Origin of the sequence: Parasynechococcus sp., assembly GCF_042954245.1 — a bacterium.
Classification (GTDB): Bacteria; Cyanobacteriota; Cyanobacteriia; order PCC-6307; family Cyanobiaceae; genus Parasynechococcus.
This window is the reverse complement of sequence record NZ_JBGKDP010000072.1, coordinates 1-2,438: the sequence shown is the minus strand read 5'-3', so window position 1 is coordinate 2,438 and position 2,438 is coordinate 1. Positions and strand designations below refer to the sequence as shown.

The window sequence follows — 2,438 nt, the reverse complement described above, 5'->3', positions numbered from 1 at the left end:
GGGGTGGTCGTGCCCGGGCAGAAGCTTCTCCTTCCCATCAGCGGCTCCTTCCATCCAGTGTGCAGTGTCGAACTTGTTATCATCATCTGTAGAAGTATGATGCATTCTGAAATCATTGGTTTGGGACACCTATTTTAGACTTGCACCGTTTCCTCGCTTTGATCCGGCAGCTCGGGTTGGCCAAAACCAAGGCCAAAAACGTGCGCCGCCTCGCCCAGATTCTGGTGACGGCCTACGACGGCGACGTTCCCCAGAGCTTTCAGGAGCTCGAAGCGTTACCCGGCGTGGGGCACAAAACAGCCAGCGTAGTGATGGCCCAAGCCTTCGGCGTGCCCGCTTTCCCCGTCGACACCCACATCCACCGTCTGGCCCAGCGCTGGGGATTGAGCGACGGCAGCAGTGTGGCGCGCACAGAACAGAACCTCAAGCTTCTCTTCCCCAAAGAGCACTGGAACCGGCTGCACCTGCAGATCATCTTCTGGGGCCGTGAGTTCTGCACAGCACGAGGCTGCGACGGAACCGTCTGCCCCATGTGCCGTGAGCTCTATCCGAAACGGCGCCGTCCCGTGATCACCCGCAAGCCCTGATCAAGACAGGTGCTCTTCAGCGTTGGTCTTGATCACGCAATCAGCGGTGGGATAGCTCACACAAAGGAGGGCAAACCCCTGCCCGATCTGATCATCATTGAGAAAACTCTGATCGATCTGATCCACCGAGCCACTCACCAAACGGCCGGCGCAGGTGGAACAGGCTCCTGCCCGACAGGAATAGGGGAGATCAACCCCAGCCTCCTCGGCTGCATCGAGGATGTAGACGTCATCAGGGCACACAAAGCTGGCACCACCCTCGATGCTGATGTTGAAAGAGGCCATGACATGGAAGGTCCTGAAGGGTTGGTAGCTGGATCAGACCATCCGCGCCAAGGCAGCTGGACCTGCGAACTCCTTCCTTAAATGTTTAGGGGAGGCGCAGGCGAGGGAACCTGCGCTCGTTCAACTCCCCGAAGCGTTGGCAGTGATGCTCGCGCCGCCCGAATCATCACTCAAATGAGAACAGCTCTCACTAAGCAGTAATGCCTAAAAACGTGCGGATCGATACCCGCGAAAACGCCAGCGTCATGGACAGTGAACCGCGAAAGCAGTTGTGCTTTCCATGCGTCACGGAGGGGGTGGGCTGAGGGGCCTGCTCCTTTTTTTAACCTTGACCCGAGACAGGAGGCCACTTGACCACCCACACTCGCCATTGCTAGCACTGGTCTACTTGCAGCATGGTCATAGGAGAGGGCTGGCTGATTGACAGTGACGACCGCTGGATCTGGCGATTCCATCGCGATCAGAAGGGGTGGATCAATGAGCCAAAGGTCTTCATCGACAGAGGCCGTCGCCTGCCTGATGGCCCTCCCCTGCTGAAGGAACGCCGACACCTGAGAAAGGCCGAAGCAGAACAACTCTGGGCGTCATTGCAAACCCAGGGCTGGAGGCGCCTTGCGTCTCCAGCCTGGGGCGACGCTGCTGAACTTTGAGACAGGTCGCTGGTGCCAACTGTGAGGCTGTCCATCAGTAATCCCAGCGCACGCCTCGAATTGGCATATTGGATTTGTGAGGAAAAACACTTCACAGGGTGGAAACAAGGACACACTCCTGCGAGGTGTTTTGAAACCCCTGCCTTTGGCGGGGGTTTCTTTTTGCCTGCAAGGAAGCCCATGGAACCGGTCATCAACGAAATCGAGTTCAACTTCGAGCAGGCCGTCAGCATTCGAACTGACGTGAAGCTGAGCAAGGACGACGTGAAGCAGATCGTCTCAGAGGCTCCAGCAGAAACGCTGGAGGAGATCGTGTACCAAAGCCTGGTGAACGATAAGTTGTACCTGAGGGCGAGGGCCAGGGAGATCGCCGCCAAGCTCAAGCAAGACGACCTTGAGGTGAAAAGGGTCGAGTACTGGGATGACGAAGGAAACAAGGTCTGAACGTGTGGCCGCTGGGTTATGTGGACACTCTTGGCAGCACCTGCATCTCCCCTATGGATGATGAGGTTGCTCCCAACAATGGTGAAGCCTGCATGGAGGGGTGGATGAACATCGGTGCCGTCTATTGCAAGAAGAAGGGGGCCTCTCGGAATCCTCTAATTAACGACAGATACCTGCTGGCGGAGCTGGACCTGGTTAAGCCATGGTGCACGAAGGTGCCTTTGAACGTTGTTGCGCACTCAACGTCAGCTTCGCCAACAGTTGCTGGCTCAATCCCCGGCAGGCAAGCCCCGACCCTTGATGGATTTCCGCTGGGTGTTGTCAGAACCTTCAGGCCCTAACCCTGCTTCTGCAAAGCAAAGAGCGCCGGTTCTTTCGACAAAACAAGCTGCCCCGGGTCGATGGATGGCGAAAATCTCGCGTCTGTTGTCTCGCCCTAAAGAACAGACCCGTTAATTGAATCAGTTAAAGC

4 protein-coding genes are annotated in these 2,438 nt (G+C 56.8%); 3 read left to right on the top strand and 1 reads right to left on the bottom strand.

All coding sequences use genetic code 11. From position 1 onward, the window contains the following. The first annotated feature begins 131 nt into the window (after positions 1-131). Entirely contained in the window at positions 132-587 is a 456-nt protein-coding gene (gene nth / locus ACGVJ8_RS03470) for an endonuclease III domain-containing protein (protein WP_392345502.1), read from the top strand. On the opposite strand, the gene ACGVJ8_RS03465 is transcribed toward nth, so the two are convergent. Continuing rightward, positions 588-872 (bottom strand): 2Fe-2S iron-sulfur cluster-binding protein, encoded by a 285-nt coding sequence (locus ACGVJ8_RS03465; RefSeq protein ID WP_392345501.1) that lies wholly within the window; start codon positions 870-872, stop codon positions 588-590. Positions 873-1,267: 395 nt separating this feature from the next. Between ACGVJ8_RS03465 and ACGVJ8_RS03460 the strand changes: the two genes are divergently transcribed. Together ACGVJ8_RS03460 and ACGVJ8_RS03455 are read left to right on the top strand one after the other, a co-directional pair. After that, entirely contained in the window at positions 1,268-1,522 is a 255-nt protein-coding gene (locus ACGVJ8_RS03460; RefSeq protein ID WP_392345500.1) for a DUF1651 domain-containing protein, read from the top strand. A 12-nt stretch (positions 1,523-1,534) separates the two neighbouring features. Further along, positions 1,535-1,966: a hypothetical protein gene (locus tag ACGVJ8_RS03455; protein WP_392345499.1), complete on the top strand. Its 432-nt coding sequence runs from the start codon at positions 1,535-1,537 to the stop codon at positions 1,964-1,966. Positions 1,967-2,438 lie beyond the last annotated feature (472 nt).

What these genes read in the sequence shown, in the direction of transcription:
- ACGVJ8_RS03460 (WP_392345500.1), top strand. Translation starts at nt 1,268, where the DNA reads ATGGTCATAGGAGAGGGCTGGCTGATTGACAGTGACGACCGCTGGATC.
- ACGVJ8_RS03465 (WP_392345501.1), bottom strand. Translation starts at nt 872, where the DNA reads ATGGCCTCTTTCAACATCAGCATCGAGGGTGGTGCCAGCTTTGTGTGC.